17 protein-coding genes are annotated in these 18,579 nt (G+C 61.6%); 12 read left to right on the forward strand and 5 right to left on the reverse strand.

What is annotated here, in order from left to right; genetic code table 11:
- Positions 1-25 precede the first annotated feature (25 nt).
- The 11 genes from tcyJ to AC1MEK_RS09380 all read left to right on the forward strand — a co-directional run bounded on the left by tcyJ (position 26) and on the right by AC1MEK_RS09380 (position 9,593).
- Positions 26-823: a cystine ABC transporter substrate-binding protein gene (tcyJ, locus tag AC1MEK_RS09330; RefSeq protein WP_480395964.1), complete on the forward strand. Its 798-nt coding sequence runs from the start codon at positions 26-28 to the stop codon at positions 821-823.
- Complete coding sequence (tcyL, locus tag AC1MEK_RS09335; RefSeq protein ID WP_480395965.1) at positions 820-1,488, forward strand: cystine ABC transporter permease; 669 nt, start codon at positions 820-822, stop codon at positions 1,486-1,488. Before tcyJ ends, tcyL begins: the two co-directional genes overlap by 4 nt.
- A 3-nt stretch (positions 1,489-1,491) precedes the next feature.
- Positions 1,492-2,235, forward strand: coding sequence for an L-cystine ABC transporter ATP-binding protein TcyN (gene tcyN, locus AC1MEK_RS09340; RefSeq protein WP_480395966.1), 744 nt, complete (start codon positions 1,492-1,494; stop codon positions 2,233-2,235).
- Between the two features lie 553 nt (positions 2,236-2,788).
- On the forward strand, positions 2,789-3,523 hold the full coding sequence (locus AC1MEK_RS09345; protein WP_480395967.1) for a hypothetical protein: 735 nt from the start codon (positions 2,789-2,791) through the stop codon (positions 3,521-3,523).
- A 266-nt stretch (positions 3,524-3,789) separates the two neighbouring features.
- Entirely contained in the window at positions 3,790-5,184 is a 1,395-nt protein-coding gene (locus AC1MEK_RS09350; RefSeq protein ID WP_480395968.1) for an LLM class flavin-dependent oxidoreductase, read from the forward strand.
- A 128-nt stretch (positions 5,185-5,312) separates the two neighbouring features.
- Positions 5,313-6,107: a MetQ/NlpA family ABC transporter substrate-binding protein gene (locus AC1MEK_RS09355; RefSeq protein ID WP_480395969.1), complete on the forward strand. Its 795-nt coding sequence runs from the start codon at positions 5,313-5,315 to the stop codon at positions 6,105-6,107.
- 2 nt (positions 6,108-6,109) lie between these two features.
- A complete protein-coding gene (locus AC1MEK_RS09360; RefSeq protein WP_480395970.1) occupies positions 6,110-7,228 on the forward strand; it encodes a methionine ABC transporter ATP-binding protein in 1,119 nt (372 codons plus the stop codon).
- Positions 7,218-7,862: a methionine ABC transporter permease gene (locus AC1MEK_RS09365; protein ID WP_480395971.1), complete on the forward strand. Its 645-nt coding sequence runs from the start codon at positions 7,218-7,220 to the stop codon at positions 7,860-7,862. Before AC1MEK_RS09360 ends, AC1MEK_RS09365 begins: the two co-directional genes overlap by 11 nt.
- Positions 7,863-7,978: 116 nt before the next feature.
- Entirely contained in the window at positions 7,979-8,548 is a 570-nt protein-coding gene (locus AC1MEK_RS09370) for a hypothetical protein (RefSeq protein WP_480395972.1), read from the forward strand.
- Complete coding sequence (locus AC1MEK_RS09375; RefSeq protein WP_480395973.1) at positions 8,538-8,792, forward strand: acyl carrier protein; 255 nt, start codon at positions 8,538-8,540, stop codon at positions 8,790-8,792. The genes AC1MEK_RS09370 and AC1MEK_RS09375 overlap by 11 nt, the downstream gene beginning before the upstream one ends.
- Positions 8,793-8,966: 174 nt before the next feature.
- Positions 8,967-9,593 carry a class I SAM-dependent methyltransferase gene (locus AC1MEK_RS09380; RefSeq protein WP_480395974.1) on the forward strand — a complete coding sequence of 209 codons (627 nt, stop codon included), beginning with the start codon at positions 8,967-8,969 and terminating at the stop codon, positions 9,591-9,593.
- 137 nt (positions 9,594-9,730) lie between these two features.
- On the opposite strand, the gene AC1MEK_RS09385 is transcribed toward AC1MEK_RS09380, so the two are convergent.
- From AC1MEK_RS09385 to AC1MEK_RS09395, 3 genes are read right to left on the reverse strand one after another with little or no spacing between them, the layout of a single operon-like run.
- Positions 9,731-12,850, reverse strand: a complete 3,120-nt coding sequence (locus AC1MEK_RS09385; protein ID WP_480395975.1) for an efflux RND transporter permease subunit — start codon at positions 12,848-12,850, stop codon at positions 9,731-9,733.
- A complete protein-coding gene (locus AC1MEK_RS09390; protein ID WP_480395976.1) occupies positions 12,847-13,917 on the reverse strand; it encodes an efflux RND transporter periplasmic adaptor subunit in 1,071 nt (356 codons plus the stop codon). The genes AC1MEK_RS09385 and AC1MEK_RS09390 overlap by 4 nt, the downstream gene beginning before the upstream one ends.
- Positions 13,914-15,017 carry an efflux RND transporter periplasmic adaptor subunit gene (locus AC1MEK_RS09395; protein WP_480396071.1) on the reverse strand — a complete coding sequence of 368 codons (1,104 nt, stop codon included), beginning with the start codon at positions 15,015-15,017 and terminating at the stop codon, positions 13,914-13,916. The genes AC1MEK_RS09390 and AC1MEK_RS09395 overlap by 4 nt, the downstream gene beginning before the upstream one ends.
- Before the next feature lie 175 nt (positions 15,018-15,192).
- On the opposite strand from AC1MEK_RS09395, the gene AC1MEK_RS09400 reads away from it, so the two are divergent.
- Positions 15,193-16,359, forward strand: a complete 1,167-nt coding sequence (locus tag AC1MEK_RS09400; protein ID WP_480395977.1) for an AAA family ATPase — start codon at positions 15,193-15,195, stop codon at positions 16,357-16,359.
- Positions 16,360-16,473: 114 nt separating this feature from the next.
- Here the strand turns inward: AC1MEK_RS09400 and AC1MEK_RS09405 are convergent, their stop codons facing one another.
- A complete protein-coding gene (locus tag AC1MEK_RS09405) occupies positions 16,474-17,493 on the reverse strand; it encodes an ABC transporter substrate-binding protein (protein ID WP_480395978.1) in 1,020 nt (339 codons plus the stop codon).
- A gap of 175 nt (positions 17,494-17,668) precedes the next feature.
- A complete protein-coding gene (locus AC1MEK_RS09410; RefSeq protein WP_480395979.1) occupies positions 17,669-18,535 on the reverse strand; it encodes an ABC transporter permease in 867 nt (288 codons plus the stop codon).
- Between the last annotated feature and the right edge of the window lie 44 nt (positions 18,536-18,579).

Here is an 18,579-nt window from a genome sequence, read left to right on the forward strand (position 1 = left end):
TACCAATTAAAAACAGGGGACTCACATGAACATGTCTGCTATCCGCCGCACCTTCCTGCTGTCGGCCTTCAGCCTGGTGCTGGGCACCGGTCTGGTCACGCACGCCGTCGCCGGCGAGCAACTGGCAACCATCAAAAAGAACGGCACCCTCAACGTCGGCCTGGAAGGCACTTACCCGCCCTTCAGCTTCGTGGGTGAAGACGGCAAGCTGACCGGTTTCGAGGTCGAGTTCTCTGAAGCGCTGGCCAAGGAGCTGGGCGTCAAGGTCAAACTGAGCGCCACCCCATGGGCCGGCATCCTTGCGGCACTGGAGTCCAAGCGTCTGGACGTGGTGGTCAACCAGGTGACCATTTCCGACGAGCGCAAGAAGAAGTACGACTTCTCCGAGCCCTACACCGTCTCGGGTATCCAGGCGCTGGTGCAGAAGAAAGACGAGAACAAGTTCCCGACGCCTAAAGACCTCGACGGCAAGAAAGTCGGCGTAGGCCTGGGCACCAACTACGAGCAGTGGCTCAAGGAAAACGTGCCAGGCGCCGTCGTCAAGACCTACGACGATGATCCGACCAAGTACCAGGACCTGAAAGTCGGCCGTATCGACGCCATTCTGGTCGACCGCCTGGCCGCGCTGGACCTGATCACCAAGACCAAGGACAACCTGGCCATCTCCGGCCCTGCGTTCTCCCGTCAGGAAGCCGGTATCGCACTGCGCAAGGGCGAGCCTGAACTGCTCGACGCCCTGAACAAGGCCATCGACAAGCTGCGCGCCGACGGCACCCTGGCCAAGCTGTCCGAGAAGTACTTCAAGGCTGACGTGACCAAATGATCTCAGAGAGCATTCAGCTCGCGCTGGACTCCGCGCCCTTTCTGCTCAAGGGCGCGTATTACACCGTTGGCTTGAGCCTGGGCGGGATGTTTTTCGGATTGGTGCTGGGCTTCGGCCTGGCACTGATGCGCCTGTCCAAGGTCTGGATCGTCAGCGCCATCGCCCGCGTCTACGTGTCGTTCTTTCGCGGCACACCGTTGCTGGTGCAGTTGTTCGTGATCTATTACGGCTTGCCTGATCTGGGCATCGAACTGGATGCCATCAGCGCCGCATTGATCGGTCTGTCGCTGAACATGGCTGCCTACGCCTGCGAAATCCTGCGTGCGGCCATCGGCGCTGTGGACAAGGGCCAGTGGGAAGCGGCCGCCAGTATCGGCATGACCCGCGCCCAGACCATGCGCCGGGCAATCCTGCCGCAAGCTGCGCGCACCGCGCTGCCGCCGCTGGGCAACAGCTTCATTTCGCTGGTCAAGGACACGGCCATGGCCGCCACCATTCAGGTGCCGGAAGTGTTCCGTCAGGCTCAGCTGATTTCTTCCAGGACCCTGGAAGTCTTCACCATGTACATCACCGTTGCGCTGATCTACTGGGTCCTGTGCAGCGTGCTCGCGCATTTCCAGAACCGTCTCGAATCGCGGGTCAACCGCCATGATCAGGAGTCCTGAAGCATGATCACGGTTGAGAAACTGACCAAGGAGTTCAAGGGCAACCAGGTGCTCAAGGGCATCGATCTGAAAGTCGAGCCGGGCGAAGTGGTCGCGATCATCGGCCCCAGCGGCTCGGGCAAGACCACCCTGCTGCGCTGCCTGAACCTGCTGGAAGAACCCAGCAGCGGCACCATCGTCGTCGGCGACATCAGGATCGATGGCAGCAAGCCGCTGAGCCAGCAACAGGGCCTGATCCGCAAGCTGCGTCAACATGTGGGTTTCGTGTTCCAGAACTTCAACCTGTTCCCCCATCGCACCGCGCTGGAAAACGTCATCGAAGGCCCGACCGTGGTCAAGAAGGTGCCGCGTGAGCAGGCCGTGGAACTGGCGCGCAAGCTGCTGGCCAAGGTTGGCCTGGCGGGCAAGGAAGACGCCTACCCCCGGCGCCTGTCGGGCGGGCAGCAACAGCGCGTGGCGATCGCCCGGGCGCTGGCGATGGAGCCTGAAGTGATTCTGTTCGACGAACCTACGTCGGCCCTCGATCCGGAACTGGTGGGCGAGGTGCTCAACGCTATCCGCGCGCTGGCCGAAGAGAACCGCACCATGGTTATCGTCACCCACGAGATGAAGTTCGCGCGGGACGTGGCCAATCGTGTGGTGTTCATCGACAAGGGCGTGATCGTTGAGCAGGGTGAAGCCAAGGAGCTGTTCGCCAACCCCAAAGAGGAACGCACGCGGCAGTTTCTGGAACGCAGCAGAAATTAGTCCTACATCAATTGAACAAAAAACGGCGCCTCAGGGCGCCGTTTTCGTTGGTCCGTAGATCTTGAAACAACTCCGATTGATCGACCTTTCCAGGCCTTCGATGAGGCTATGCGTCACCATTCATCGATTTCCTTTATCAAAACCACGCTCTTCCCCTGACGCCAAGAATGAACCTGCAGGTCGGTGCAATTAAGCGATTGACAGATTTCGCCTTTCAGATTCCGCCCTATCAGAGTTTTACGCATTCCAAGTAGGACATCACATCAATTGCTTAGGACTTAGTTAGAGAAACTTCTGTAGGAATAGTCTGTTTCTTTCGCTCACAACAAGACGCATCTTTTTGACTGTTGACATATACGCAGCAACACAATTAGCTCACTGAAAACCTGAAAAACCCATTACCAGAGATATGCAATCACTTATTTAATACAGCTTGTAATGATTGCCTTCAGTCCACATCACGCTTGTACTAGCGCCACCGCTTTCAAGTTGCGATGGCAACGAAGAACATCGCTGAGTGATCTTTCGTTCAACTTTCAAGGAGTACCCTGACATGATAAAAACACCTGTCTGCCAGCCCCGCTTCAACCTGCTTGCGCCTTGCATTCCGCAGTCGAACAGGCACGGCATCGGCGCCCAGGCTGCGGCCAATCTGTTGGTGCATGTACCGCCCTATGACGATATGGAATGCGCGGATCTGATCGAACTGTTCTGGGGAGACTGTTATGTCGCGTCAACATTGTTAGCTGAGTCCGACTTGGGCCAGGCTTGCGTCCTACATGTTCCGGAAAGTTTTCTACGAAGTGGCAAGGTCAAGACTTACTACAAAGTCACGAAAATAGGCTGCGAACCTGTTCAATCACCGTCCTGCAAGTTGTGGGTCAAACTGGAGATGCCGGGAGGTCATTTGGTCAGTGCCGATGGAGAAGAAAACCAGGGGCTGGCCCCGGTCACCTTTGCCGAAACGATCATGCAAAACGGCTTGTGCGCCGAGCAAATCGAGCGCGGCGTCGATATCACCATCCCCAGCTACCCCAACATGCAGGCCTACGATGAGATCACCCTGCGCTGGGGCGATCTGCGCATGGACTTGCCGGTGCTCACCGACGATCACGTCGGCAAGGCAGTCAGCGTGCATGTGCCCGCCGACCTGATCAGGGAAGCAGGCGAGGACCTGCATCAGGAGGTGACCTACTGCGTGATCGACCGCGTGGGCAACAACTCGCGCTGGGCGCCGCCACGCGATATCCGGGTTTGCATCAGCGACCCACAAAGTCCGCAGGCCTGATGCTGTCGGCTCAAAGCACATTGTCGCGGTGCAGGGAGGCTGTAGCGCGACACGTGGAGCGACCCCGATCGACGCCCGACGACGGCCACTCAATCTTCTATTCTTATTCCCAAATATTAGTTCTTTTAATTTTTATAAGCGCTTAGGGTATATGCACCGGACCACCGGACCTTTGTCAGTTTTCCTGCCGCCACGCGGTATCGAATCGAGGTTTCCATGGTCACGCGCAACCACCCCGGCGCTCGCGTTCGCAGAGCGGTCCGCTCATGAGCAAGAAGAAGATCCTGCTCAATGCGTTCAACATGAATTGCATCGGCCACATCAACCACGGCTTCTGGACCCATCCTCGGGACACTTCCACCCAATACAAGACGCTCGACTATTGGACGAACCTGGCGCAGCTGCTGGAGCGCGGCCTGTTCGACGGGTTGTTCATCGCCGATATCGTCGGCGTCTACGACGTGTACCAGAAGTCGGTCGATGTGCCGCTCAAGGAGTCGATCCAGCTGCCAGTCAACGACCCGCTGCTGCTGGTCTCGGCCATGGCGGCGGTCACAAAAAACCTGGGCTTCGGCCTGACTGCCAACCTCACCTATGAGGCGCCGTATCTGTTCGCGCGGCGCATGTCGACGCTCGATCACCTGACGCGCGGGCGCGTGGGCTGGAACATCGTCACCGGCTATCTGGACAGCGCCGCCAAGGCCATGGGCCTGACCGAGCAGATCGAACACGACCGGCGCTACGATCAGGCCGACGAGTACCTGGAGGTGCTCTACAAACTCTGGGAAGGCAGCTGGGAAGACGACGCGGTCATCGAAGATCGCGCCAATCGCATCTACGCCCAGCCGGACAAAGTCCACTACGTGCGCCACAGCGGCGAGTTCTATCAGGTTCAGGGCTATCACCTGTGCGAGCCCTCGCCCCAGCGCACACCGGTTTTGTTTCAGGCAGGCAGCTCCGAGCGCGGGTTGAAGTTCGCCGGCAACAACGCCGAGTGCGTGTTCATCAGCGGCCAGAACAAGGCCGCGACCCGCGAGCAGGTCGACAAGGTCCGCGCCAGCGCCGTGGCAGCCGGGCGCAACCCGGACGACATCAAGGTGTTCATGGGGCTGAACGTGATCGTCGGCGCCACTGAACAGGCCGCTCAGGCCAAATATGCCGAATATGTGCAATACGCCAGCGCCGAGGCGGGGCTGGCGCATTTTTCCGCCTCCACTGCGATCGACTTTGCCGAGTACGAACTCGACGAGCCGATCCAGCACGTCAAGAGCAACGCCATTCAATCGGCGACGAAGATTCTCAAGAACAACGACTGGACCCGACGCAAACTGCTGGATCAGCACGCGCTGGGCGGGCGTTACATCACCGTGATCGGCTCGCCCGAGCAGGTAGCCGACGAGCTGGAATCCTGGATCGCCGAAACCGGCCTGGACGGCTTCAACCTGACCCGCATCGTCACTCCGGAAAGTTACGAGGATTTCATCGACCTGGTGATCCCGGAGTTGCAGCGGCGTGGGTCGTACAAGACCGCGTATGAGCACGGCACCTTGCGTGAGAAGTTGTTTGTCGAGGGGGGCGCCCGGCTGCCGCAGCGCCATGCGGGGGCGAGATACCAAGCTTCAACCCCAAGACATGTGGCGTCTGACCTGGCCTCTTCGTGAGCAAGCTCACTCCCACAGCTGCACCAAGGCCCTTATGAGCATGTGGGAGTGAGCTTGCTCACGAACGCGGCGGCATTGACAGCAATGAAATCAAACCAGACCACCGACATTGAACCGGACAACACAAGATGCCAAAAACCCTGCTGACCCTCGCCCTCTCCCTGGGCCTGTTCACCGGCCTCACCCAGGCCGCCGAGCAACCCTTGAAAGTCGGCACCACGGCCGCTTTCGCCATCCCGCTGGAGGCCGCAGTGGCCGAAGCCGACAAGCAGGGCCTGAAGGTCGAGCTGGTGGAATTCACCGACTGGATCGCGCCCAACGTCAGCCTCAATGCTGGCGACATCGACGTGAACTACTTCCAGCACATCCCGTTTCTGGAGAACGCCAAGGCCGCCTCGGGCTTCGATCTGGTCCCTTACGCGCCGGGCATCATCAACAACGTCGGCCTGTATTCGAAGAAGTACAAGAGCTTCGATGAGCTGCCCACTGGCGCCAGCGTGGCCATCGCCAACGACCCGATCAACAGCGGCCGCGGCCTGCAATTGCTGGCCAAGGCCGGGCTGATCACCCTCAAGCCGGGCGTGGGCTACAAGGCCACCGAGGACGACATCACCGCCAACCCGAAAAAACTCAAGATCATTCAGGTCGAAGCCGTGCAACTGGTGCGCGCCTATGACGACGCCGATCTGGTGCAGGGTTACCCCGCCTACATTCGCCTGGCGAAAAGCTTCGATGCAGGTTCGGCGATTCTCTTCGACGGCCTGGACCACCCCGAGTACGTCATCCAGTTCGTGATCAAGCCGGACCACAAGAACGACCCGCGTCTGGCCAAATTCATCGACATCTACCAACACTCCCCTGTGGTGCGCGCCTCGCTGGATAAAGTGAATGGCTCGCTGTATCAGGTCGGCTGGAAGAACTGAACATGAACGCAACTGTGCAACGTTCCCTGCCACTGGAAGAGCCCACGCCGCATTCCGCCGATCAGGCGCGTTTGCACCCTGAAAAAGCCAGCGCTCACGTGCGCTTCAGCCAGCTGGGCAAGGTCTATCAAGGCACCCACGGCCCGGTGGCGGCGCTGCAGGGCATCGACCTGGACATCCAGCGCGGCGAGGTGTTCGGCATCATTGGTCGCAGCGGCGCGGGCAAGTCGTCGCTGATCCGCACCATCAACCGCCTGGAACAACCCAGCAGCGGGCGGGTGCTGATCGATCAGGTCGACATCGCCGCGTTCAACGAGGACATGCTGGTCGAGCTGCGCCGGCGCATCGGCATGATCTTCCAGCACTTCAACCTGATGTCGGCCAAGACCGTGTGGCAGAACGTCGAGCTGCCGCTGAAAGTGGCGAAGGTGCCGAGAGAGCAACGCCAGCGCAAAGTCACCGAACTGCTGGAACTGGTGGGCCTGAAAGACAAGCAGCATGCCTACCCCGCGCAGTTGTCCGGCGGCCAGAAACAGCGCGTCGGCATTGCCCGCGCGCTGGTCCACGACCCGGCGATCCTGCTGTGCGACGAGGCCACCTCGGCGCTTGACCCGGAGACCACGCAGTCGATCCTGGGGCTACTGCGCGAGATCAATCAGCGCCTGGGTCTGACGATCATTCTGATCACTCACGAAATGGCGGTAATCCGCGAGATCTGCGACCGCGTCGTGGTGCTGGAACAAGGCCGTATCGTCGAGCAGGGCCCGGTCTGGCAAGTGTTTGGCGACCCTCAGCATGAGGTCAGCAAAACCCTGCTCGCCCCCCTGCAGCACGCGCTGCCGGATGACCTGCAAGCCCGCCTGAAAGCGCAGCCTGCAGCCGCTCACGCCAGCGTCGTGCTCGACCTGCAATTCGTTGGCAACGAGCCCGATCTGTCGGCGCTGTTCAGTGCTTTCGGTGGCAAGGTCAGCCTCTTGCACGGCGGCGTCGAGCGCATTCAGGGCCGCGCCTTGGGGCATCTGCTGCTCTCGGTCAGCCACTCGCCGCTGTCGGTCGACGAACTGCTCATCCGCGCCCGCAGACAGGCGCAACACGCAAAGGTACTGGGTTATGTGGCTTGATCGTTTGTGGCAAGGCGTCATCGACACCTTCCTGATGGTGGGCGTGTCATCGCTGATCGCGCTGGTACTGGGCATTCCGCTGGCGGTGATCCTGGTCACCAGCGGCAAGGGCGGGATCTTCGAGGCGCCCAACGTCAACCGCGTGCTCGGTGCCTTCGTGAACATCTTTCGCTCGGTGCCCTTCCTTATCCTGATGGTCGCGCTGATCCCCTTCACCCGCCTGATCGTCGGCACCACTTATGGCGTGTGGGCCGCGGTCGTGCCGCTGACCATCGCCGCCACGCCGTTCTTCGCACGCATCGCCGAAGTCAGCCTGCGCGAAGTCGACCACGGCCTGATCGAAGCCGCCCAGGCCATGGGCTGCCGCCGCTGGCACATCGTCTGGCACGTGTTGCTGCCCGAGGCGCTGCCCGGCATCGTCGGCGGCTTCACCATCACCCTGGTCACCATGATCAACTCCTCGGCCATGGCCGGCGCCATCGGCGCAGGCGGCCTGGGCGACATCGCCTACCGCTATGGCTATCAGCGGTTCGATACGCAAGTGATGCTGACCGTGATCGTGTTGCTGGTGGTGTTGGTGGCGGTGATTCAACTGGGCGGGGACAGGTTGGCGGTGCGGTTGAACAAGCGCTAAAAAGTAGGAAAATTCCTGCTCTAACGTACGAGCAGTCTTGTTTTATCTGGTGGCGACAAGTCGCGGTACAAATCAGATAGTCTCCATGCCACGTTGATCAGCTTGGACGCAAGGCCATGGAAGAGAGAGATTTGTCAGAGGCTGTTTTCAAGGAGTTTCACCAGTTAAAACGCCAAGGAGTCGATCTGGGATCACCTAGTCTGGTGATGTTCAATCTGACGAATTCGATGATGACGTCCTGCCCCGCCACCCTGCTGCTTCCTACCAAGGAATGGACAACCGGCGCTGCGGCTCACGAAGTTATCCATGCGGTGCCGACCCAGCCGTCGATCCCGGACACTACGCTTGAAACTCTCTGGAGTTGCACCAAAGAGCATTACGGCTTGACAACGGCGACAATACTCACCGCCGCCGCTGGCATCCCGATCAGCAAAACAGGAGTAGGGGCCTGGGTACTTACCGGATCGAGCAAAACCACCAACTTGGCAAGTTTAGTTGGCCTTCATTTTTTTCCACGAACCCTTATCAGGCAGCCCACTGCCGCAAGAGTTGCCAAAGCCACTTTTGGTACCGTTAGGGTCTTTGGTGTTATCGGACGAGGAATTCCTTTCGTCGCAGCGGGACTTGCAATATTTGATCTGGTGAGCATCGGACTGTGTGCATACGAGGCAAAAAATGGGCGTTGATACAGACCGGGAAAGACTGACCGAACAAATAATCGATCTGTTCGTGTCGATTATTGGGTTCATCCCCAGGGAAGCGGTGTCCGCAAAAACAAACTTCATCACCGAATTCGACATCATCGACGACGACCTCACCTGCTTCATCATGCAGGTGAAGCGGCAGTACAAACTCAACCCGGATCCAGAGCGCTTACTGAAAGTCGAGACCATGGAGCAACTGGTTGATTTCATCATTAGCCAGCGGTGACTCTGCTGAGTGGGGACCAGCTGGCGGTGCGGTTGAACAAGCGGTGACCGTCGCCTTGTTCTCGCGTTCTTGACTCTGCCCGGAGGGCGTAGAAGCAGGTCGTGGTGAGCACAGGATTGCAGCAAGGTCGGGCGGGGGTATATTGGCGGCTTCCTTCGACCAAAACACGCACCGATGAAACTCGACCCGCAGGATCTCGCCCAAATCACCGCCACCACGCTGGGCAATTACAACGATGTCGCCGAGGACTTTCGTGAGGGCACGCGCGATCACGATGTGAGCCAGAACATCGACGCGCTGCTGCGCAATATTCAGGGCCCGGCGCCGTTTCAGATTCTGGATTTCGGCTGCGGGCCGGGGCGGGATTTGCGTACGTTCACGGCGCTGGGGCACATCGCGACCGGGCTCGACGGCTCGGAGCGCTTCGCCGAAATGGCGCGTGCCGACAGCGGCTGCGAGGTCTTTCATCAGAACTTTCTCGAACTCGACCTGCCCACCGAGCGCTTCGACGGGATCTTCGCCAATGCCTCGCTGTTTCACGTACCCCGCCAGGAATTGCCCCGAGTGCTGAAGCAATTGCGCGCGGCGTTGAAGCCCGGCGGCGTGCTGTTCAGCTCCAACCCGCGCGGGAGCAATCAGGAAGGCTGGAAGGGCGAACGCTATGGCTCGTTTCACGACCTGGCGTCTTGGAGCGCGCTCCTGACCGAGGCCGGGTTCGTCGAGGTCGAACATTACTACCGCCCAGCGGGGCTGCCCAGAGAGCAGCAACCGTGGCTGGCGAGCGTCTGGCGCAGGGTTTGAATCCGACACCCATCCGCCTCTGCCGAAGGCGTGGGAGCCGGCTTGCTGGCGATGCGTCAGGCCAGACACTGCAACGTTGAATGACACACCGCATTCGCCAGCAAGCCGGCTCCCACATTTCAAGACGGTGCATCAATCTAAGGCGCGGCGGGATGTGCGCCGTCGTCGTCCTCGTGCCGCTGCTTCTCGGCCTCGGCCTTCTCCCGTTGTTCCTGCGTCGGCTCCTTGATCTTGTACCAGGCCACGTACAGCGCGGGCAGGAACAGCAGCGTGAGCAGGGTGGCGATGATGATGCCGCCGATCATCGCGTAGGCCATCGGGCCCCAGAACACTTCGCGGGCGATGGGGATCATGCCCAGGCTGGCCGCTGCGGCAGTCAGGAGGATGGGTCGGCGTCGGTGTTCGGTGGCTTCGGCCACGGCGTCCCACGGCAGGTAGCCGGCGTGTTCGTACTCTTCGATCTGGGTCACCAGAATCACCGAGTTGCGGATGATGATGCCGATCAGCGCGAGAATCCCCAGGATCGCCACAAAGCCCATGGGCGTGCCCGTCGGCACCAGCGCCAGCACCACGCCGATCAGGCCGAGCGGCGCGACGCTGGCCACCAGGAACATCTTCTGCACGCTGTGCAGCTGGATCATCAGGAAGGTCGCCATCAGGAACACCATCAGCGGCACCACCTTGGCGATCGGCCCCTTGGCCTTGCCGCTTTCCTCCACGGTGCCGCCGGTGGCGATCTTGTAGCCCACCGGCAACTCCGAGGCGAACTTGTCGATCTCCGGTTTTAGCTGTTTGACCAGGTCGGTGGGCTGAATCTCGTCGCGCACCGCCGCCTTCAGGGTGATCGTCGGCTTGCGATCGCGGCGCCAGACCAACGGCTGCTCCAGTTCGTAGCGCACGTTGGCGAACGCCAGCAGCGGAATCGAGGTGCCGCCCGGCGTGACGATCTGCAGGTTCTGCAGGGTTTCCGGCGAGCCGCGTTCTGAGTCCACCGCGCGCCCGACCACGTTGATCAGATAGATGTCATCGCGCACCTGGGTCACGTTGGCGCCCACCACAATCGTGTTCATCAACTGTGCCACGTCTTCGGACGACAGCCCCAGTTGCCGCGCCTTGTCCTGGTTGATGTCGATGCGCAGGACTTTGCCCGGCTCGTTCCAGTCGTAGATCATCTCGCCGATGTGCTGATTCTTGTCCAGCAGCGTGGCCAGGTCGATGGCGTGCTGGCGGACTTTATCGATGTTGTCGCCACTGACCCGATACTGGATCGGCCGCCCCACCGGAGGCCCCATTTCCAGCGGCTGGACGTAGGTGCCGATACCGACGAAATCCTCGCGCAGGCGTTTTTTCAGGCGCTCCATCAGCGCCCCGCGCTCTTCCAGGCCTTTGCTGACAATCACCAGCTGCGCGTAGTACGGGTTCTCCAGTTGCTGGTCCAGCGGCAGGTAGAAGCGCACCGCGCCCTGGCCGATGTAGGTGCTCCAGCGCACGATGTCCGGGTCGTCCTTGATACTGGCTTCCAGCTTGTCCACGGCCCTGCGCGTTTCGTTGATTGAAGCGTTTTGCGGCAGGTTCAGGTCCAGCAGGATTTCCGGCCGGTCCGATGACGGAAAGAACTGGTTCTGCACGAAGCGCATGCAGAACAGCGCGGTGGCGAACAACGCGATGGTGATGATGATCGCCAGCCAGCGGTTGCGCATGGCCCAGTACATCGAGCCGGTGAAGCCTCGGGCGAGCCGGCCCGGCGGCTTTTCGTCGTGCTTTTTCACCTTGTCGCTGAGGATATGCACGCCGATCACCGGCGCGAACAGCACGGCGACGATCCACGACACCAGCATCGCCACGGCGATCACCGCGAACAGGGTGAAGGTGTACTCGCCCGCGGAACTGGCGTTCAGGCCGATGGGCACGAACCCGGCCACCGTCACCAGCGTGCCGGTGAGCATGGGGAAGGCGGTCGAGGTGTAGGCGAAGGTCGCAGCCTGGGCTTTGGTGTCGCCCAGCTCCAGCCGCGTGACCATCATCTCCACCGTGATCATCGCGTCATCCACCAACAGCCCCAGCGCAATGATCAGCGCGCCGAGGGAAATCCGCTGCATGGTGATGCCGCTGTACTCCATGAACACGAAGACCATCGCCAGCACCAGCGGAATCGAGCACGCCACCACCAGCCCCGCGCGCACGCCCAGGCTGATGAAGCTCACCACCATCACGATGATTACTGCCTCGAACAGCGCGCTGGTGAAGCCGCCCACGGCCTTCTCCACCACCTGCGCCTGATCCGACACCACATGCACACCAACGCCGATGGGCAAATCCGCTGTGGCCTGGTCCATGCGCGCGTGCAGGTCCTTGCCAAATTCCTGAACGTTGCCGCCCTTCTTCATCGCGATGGCCAGACCGATGGCCGGTTTGCCGTCGAAGCGGAACAGCGGCTTGGGCGGGTCGACGTAACCGCGGCTGATTTCGGCGATGTCACTGAGGCGATAGAAACGGTCATTGAGCCTGAGGTTGACGTCGCGCAGGTCCTTTTCCGAATCGAACTGCCCGGAGGTGCGCACCGAAATCCGCTCGGGCCCGGCCTCGATCACACCCGCTGGCGTCACCGCGTTCTGCGCCTGCAGGCTTTGCACGACTTGTCGCTGATCGAGCCCCAGCGCGGCTAGTTTGCGGGTGGAGAAGTTGAGGTAGATCACCTCATCCTGCTGGCCGATCATCTGGATCTTGCCCAGCCCCGGCACGTCGCGGATCTGCACGCGCACCTGCTCCACGTAGTCGCGCAGCTGGCGCAGGGTCAGGCCGTCAGCGGTGAATGCGTAGACCGAACCGAACACGTCACCGAACTCGTCGTTGAACGAAGGCCCCTGCAGCCCCTGGGGAAAGGTGCCGCGAATGTCGTCGATCTTCTTGCGCACCTGGTACCAGATTTCCGGAATCGCTGCGGCGCTGGTGGTGTCGCGCAGGTAGACGAACACCGTCGACTCTCCGGGCCGGGTGTAGCTTTTCACGTAGTCGAGTGAATCGAGCTCCTCGAGTTTCTTCTCGATGCGGTCGGTGACCTGCTCCAGGGTTTCGTCGACGGTCGCGCCCGGCCAGCGGGTCTGGATCACCATGGTCTTGATGGTGAACGAGGGGTCTTCCTCGCGGCCCAAATTCATGTACGAGAACACACCCATCAGCAGGGCGACGAACATCAGGTACCAGACGAACGACTGATGCTTGAGCGCCCATTCGGAGAGGTTGAAGGTCCCTTTCATCGTGGGCTGTCCTTATCGACTTTGACTTTCTGGCCGGGCTTGAGGCTGTTCACCCCGGCCGTGACCACACGCTCCCCGCCCTTGACGCCACCGGCCAGCACCACGGAATCGCCGTCGCGGCTGACGACCTTCACCGGATGCGGCGAAACCGTCTGGTTCTGCATGTCGACGATCCAGATCTGCGTCTTGCCTTCGACCTCCTGCAACACATTGGCGGGCAGTTCGATGCGCGGCTCGATGGCCGAACTCAGGGTGACGCTGATCGCCGTGCCCAGCCGGAACGCCGCTGGGGTGTCAGCGAGGGTCAGGCGTGCACGACGGGTGCGGGTCGAGCTTTCGGCCTGGGGCTCCAGTTCGCGCAGGGTTGCGGTGGTGTTGATCTCCGGTTCCAACTGGCTGGCGACCTTGAACACCACATCCTGCGGCAACTGCTCAGCCAATGGCGCGGGCAGGTCGATCACTGCTTCCTTGATGTCGGGGCGGGCCAGGGTCACCACCTGCTCGCCGGCGCTGACCACTTGCCCGGCTTCGGCTTTCCATTGGGTCACGACGGCAGCGTGGTCGGTGCGCAATTCGCTGTAGCTCAACTGATCCTGCGCCTGCTGCACCTGAGCCTGGGCCTGATCGAAGGAGGACCTGGTGGTCTTCAGGTCAGTCACCGCGACGTCCAGCGCCGCCTGCGCGCCCACGCCACGATCGAACAGTTCCTGCTGGCGCCGCGCGTTGGCCTGGGCATTGATGTACTGCGCCTGAACCCGGGCCAGATCGCCCTGGCTGGCGCGCACCTGGTTCTGCAGGTCGGTAGGGTCGAGCGTGGCGAGCAACTGGCCCTTCTCGACCTCGCTGCCGACGTCCACGCTGCGCGAGGCGATGCGCCCGGCCACCCGGAAGCCCAGGGTGCTTTCGTAACGGGCGGCAATATTGCCGGCGAACCGGCCCAGGCTTTCCTCGGCTTGGGGTTTGACCTCCATGTACAGCACCGGGCGCACGGGTTCTGCGGGCGGTTCTTCCTTGCCACAGGCGCTCAGCAAAAGGCCGGCGATGACGATTCCCGAGAAGCGCTTCATGGCGTCGCTCCCGCAGGCTGTTTATAGACGTCGGCCAGTTCCACCTGCATGTCCGGGTGCAGCAGCTGGTTTCCGGCGACCACCACTTTTTCGCCGTTTTTCAAGCCGTCGACGATGATCACCTTGCCGGTCAGGTAGCGCCCCACGGTGACACCCCGCAGGCTGGCCTTGTTCTGCTCGTCGACCACCCACACCGCCGGCTGGCCGAGCTGATCGCCCAGCCCTTTGGTCAATGCCGACCATGGCAGTTCGACGCTCTGCCGGGCGGGCACGCTCAGTGCGGCACTGACCACCGAGCCGAGGTCCATGCCGTCGGGCAGCGAATTCAGGGCGATCTTCACCTGCAAGGTGCCGGTTTGCGCCGACACGGCCGGGGTCACTTCGCGAACCTTGCCGCTGGCCTTGATTTTCGGGTTGTCGAGCAACGTGACCTCGACCTCCTGATCGGTGGGCGGCTGGACGAACAGCGATTCGTAGACGTTGAACACTGCATCGCGCTCGCCATCACGGGCCTGGCTGAAGATCGGCATGGTCGCCTGCACCACCTGGCCGACCTCGGCCTGGCGCGCGGTGATGATGCCCGGCGCATCGGCGATCAGCGCGGTGTAACCCAGTTGCTCGCGGGCATTGGCCAGTTGCGCCTGGGCGGCCTTGAGCGCGCTCTGGCTGCTGCGCAGTTGCGCCTGGGCCGAATCGTATTCGCTCTTGCTGGTGTAACCCTTGGGCAGCAGTTTTTCCTGGCGCACGAAGGCCGCGGCGGTCTGCTTCACCCGCGCCTCTTCGGCGGCCACGGCGGCCTGCGCCGAATCCACGTTTGTCTGCAGATCCTTGGGGTCGAGCCGGGCCAACACTTGTTTGGCGGTGATGCGATCGCCGACATCGACCGAGCGCTGAATGATCTTGCCGCCCACCCGGAACGAAAGCTGAGTCTGCACCCGCGCCTGAATATCGCCGGTCAGCGCCACGGTGGCGGCGAATTCGCTGGTTTTGACTTCCTGTATCTGCACGCGCGGGCGCACCGGCTCGGCAGGTTTTTCCTTGCCGCACCCGGCCGCCAGCGCCAGGCACAGCGCCAACATGGGGAGTCTTAATCCATGCATCGAAAGTTGGACGGGCATGCAAGCTCCTTGTGCCAATGCCGTGTTCCGCGACGTGCCCCGCAAGACGAGCGCGACGTGAACATGCGACTGTGAGCGTAGATCAGGGTTCCTTGCACCGCTAAACTGCGCCGAACCTGTTTCGCCACCTGTGTTCACACACAGCAAGGATCGCTCGATGCTCACCACCCTGGCCGTCGCCAATTACCGCTCGATCAACACGCTGGTGGTGCCCCTCGGGCGCCTGAACCTGATCACCGGGCCCAACGGCAGCGGCAAGTCCAACCTCTATCGCGCGCTGCGCCTGCTGGCGGAAACCGCACAGGGTGGCGTGATCAGTGCGCTGGCCCGTGAGGGCGGCTTGAACTCGACCTTCTGGGCGGGCCCCGAAACCATCAGCCGGCGCATGCGCAATGGCGAAGTCGAGGTGCAGGGCGGGCCGCGCAAGGACGTCGTGCGCTTGCGCCTGGGCTTTGCCGCCGAGGATTTCAGCTATGCGATCTCCCTCGGCCTGCCGCCACCGCCCGACGCCCCCACCGCGTTCTCGCTGGACCCCGAGATCAAGCGCGAATGCATCTGGGCCGGCCCGCTGTATCGCCCGGCCAGCCTGCTGGTGGACCGCGCAGGTCCCATGATCCGTGCTCGCGAAGGCCGCAGCTGGGACGTACTGGCACAACACACGCCCGCGTTCGACAGCCTGTTCGATCAGGTGGGCAACATGCGTTCTTCGCCGGAAGTACTGCAACTGCGCGACAGCATTCGCGGCTGGCGATTTTATGACCACTTTCGCACCGACGCCGACGCGCCCGCGCGCAAGGCGCAACTGGGTACGCGCACCCCAGTGCTGCATCACGACGGCCGGGATCTTGCGGCCGCCTTGCAGACCATCCGCGAAATCGGCGAGCCCGAAGCGCTGGACGCGGCCATTAGCGACGCCTTCCCCGGCGCTCGAATAGCGATCAACGCGCAGAGCGGCGGCCTGTTCGCGCTGGAGTTTTATCAACAAGGGCTGCTGCGGCCTCTGTCGGCAGCGGAACTGTCGGACGGCACGTTGCGTTATCTGCTGCTGATCGCCGCGCTGCTGACGCCGCGTCCGCCGACCATGATGGTATTGAACGAGCCGGAAACCAGCCTGCATCCGGATCTGCTGCCTGCGCTGGCAAGGCTGATTATCCGTGCGTCGCAGCAATGCCAGGTATGGGTGGTGTCCCACGCCAGCCGCCTGATCGCGGCGCTGGAACGGGATGACCAATGCAATTGCATCGTACTGGAGAAGGAATTGGGGCAGACCGGGGTGGTCGGGCAGGGGATGCTGGATGAACCGGCGTGGCATTGGCCGGATTGACGAAGACGGCATCCGATCTTGTGGGAGTGAGCTTGCTCACGAAAGGGCTGGTACATCCACAACACTGGTTGTGAGCACTAATCATTCGTGAGCAAGCTCACTCCCACAGAGCAGTCAGCTCCCCGCCCCGCCATGCGCCTCTTCGAAGAAGAAATCCTTCCAGCTCGCAGCCTTGTTCTTCAGCACGCCCAGTTCCTGCAGCTTCTCGGCATAGATGAAGGTGCGTTGCGGCACGACGGTGAAGTCGATTTCCGGATCGTTGACGATCTTCTCCACCAGCGGCAACGGCAGCTTGGATTTCTCGACCTCGATGTAGGTCTTGGCCGCCGCGTTCTTGTCGGCCTTGATGATCTTCTCGGCCTCGACCAGCGCGTCGTAGAACGCCTTGTAGGTCTTGGGGTTTTCGTCGTGGAATTTCTGCGTGGTGTACAGCACGTTGAACGTCGCCTGACCACCCAGCACGTCGTAGGAACTCAGCACTTTATGCACCTTGTCGCTCTCCAGTTCCTGATACTGGAACGGCGGGCTTGAGAAGTGTGCGCTGATTTCCGAGCCGCCCGCGATCAGCGCCGAAGTGGCGTCCGGGTGCGGCAGGCTGACGGAGATGTTGTCGAATTTCTTGAAATTGTCGTTACCGAACACTTTGGCGGTTTCGATCTGCAAAGTGCGCGACTGGAAGCCCACGCCGGCAGCAGGCACGGCGATGCGGTCCTTGTCGGTGAAGTCATTCAGCGTCTTCACGTTCGGGTTGTTGGTCAGCAAATAGTTGGGCATCGACCCCAGCGAGGCGATGGCCTTGACGTTCTGCTTGCCCTTTGTCCGGTCCCAGATGGTCAGCATCGGCGGCACGCCGGCCGACACCACGTCCAGCGCGCCCGCCAGCAGCGCTTCGTTCATCGCCGTGGCGCCGGAAATGCTGTTCCAGTCGACCTTGATGTCGATGCCCTGCTCCTTGCCGTGCTTCTCGATCAGCTTCTGCTGCTGCACCACGTCAAGAATCAGATAACCGATGCCGAACTGCTGGGCGATGCTGATCTTGCCCTCGGCCTGCGCACCCGCGCTCGACAGCGCGCCGACCAGGCCCAGCGTGGCCGCCAGCGCGGTCAACAGCGGGCGTTTGAATGAAGTCTCCATGCAACGATCCTCAAAGAAAAAGCGAAAAGTATTGGAAGGCTTCATGTCCGGTGGTCCGGTCCATTCGGCTGATTGTTCGAATTTCCCGTAGCAGCACGGCTTGCCGGCGGGGCGTTCTCAAGATCGCTCCCGCTGGCAAGCCAGGCGGCTACGGATCGGTTTTGTACGCTCGGCCTCAGCGCTGCATGCCCCACCGCTTCACGGTCAGGCGCTCGACGTTGCTGAACAGCAGGTTTTCCACCAGAAGGCCAATGATGATCACCGCCGCCAGGCCCGCGAACACCTTGTCGGTGTACAGCTCGTTGCGGTTCTGGAAGATGTACCAGCCCAGCCCGCCCTTGCCCGAGGAGGCGCCGAACACCAGCTCGGCAGCGATCAAGGTGCGCCAGGCAAAGGCCCAGCCGATTTTCAGACCCGCCAGGATCGACGGCAGCGCAGCGGGAATCAGGATGTGCCAGACGAACCGGATGCCCTTCAGGCCATAGTTGCGACCGGCCATGCGCTGGGTTTCCGAGACACCGAGAAAACCCGCGTAGGTGTTCAGCGCCAGGGCCCAGAGCACCGAATGCACCAGCACGAAAATCAGGCTATTCTCGCCCAGCCCGAACCACAGCAGCGACAGCGGCAGCAGCGCGATGGCGGGCAGCGGGTTGAGCATCGAAGTCAGCGTGCCGAGCAGGTCGCGACCCAGCTGGGTCGACACGGCAAGGGTGGTCATGCCAAACGCCAGCACGATACCGATCAGGTAACCCTTGACCAGTACTGTCAGGGAAATCCACACCTTGGCCAGCAGCTCGCCGGTGACGATGCCGTCGACGAAGGCCTTGGCGGTTTGCAGGAAGCTGGGCAGCAGCAGGTCGTTGCCCTGAATGCGCGCGGCGATTTCCCAGATCACCGCCAGGGCGATCAGGATCACGCTCTTGCGCACCCAGCCCAGTTGCCAGATGCGTTGGGCCAGAGGAATGTCGCGCGCCAGATCAGCCTGGGTGAAAGGCTCCAGCGCGATTTCGTATTCCTCGCGAATCGGGGGTGAAAGGCTCATGGTGTTGTCTCTCTGAGTCGATGCACTTGCCCTGTGGGAGCCGG

It is taken from the genome of Pseudomonas sp. 2, from assembly GCF_056627435.1.